The 320-nt window shown below is 38.1% G+C and carries 1 other RNA gene; it reads left to right on the forward strand.

Going from position 1 to position 320, the window contains the following annotated elements:
• Window positions 1–2 precede the first annotated feature (2 nt).
• Window positions 3–320, forward strand: a transfer-messenger RNA (tmRNA) gene (gene ssrA / locus QWJ41_RS20950); the annotation flags it as partial.

Raw genomic sequence — 320 nt, forward strand, 5'->3', positions numbered from 1 at the left:
GTTACGGATTCGACAGGCATTATGAGACCTATTTTGCGACTCATCTAGCGGATGTAAAACGCCAGTTAAATATAACTGCAAAAAATACAAATTCTTACGCAGTAGCTGCCTAAAAACCAGCCTGTGTGATCAATAACAAATTGCTTGTGTTTGTTGATTGGTCTTATTGTTAACAAGCTACGTTAGAACTGAGTCAGGCTGTTCTAAAAGAGTTCTACTGACTCGCATCGTTAGAGTTTGAGTTATGTATTGTAACGGTGTTAAATAAACACATAACCTATAGTTGTAGACAAATGGGTTAGCAGATGTTTGGACGTGGG

Source organism: Nocardioides cremeus (assembly GCF_030518195.1).
GTDB lineage: Bacteria > Actinomycetota > Actinomycetes > Propionibacteriales > Nocardioidaceae > Nocardioides > Nocardioides cremeus.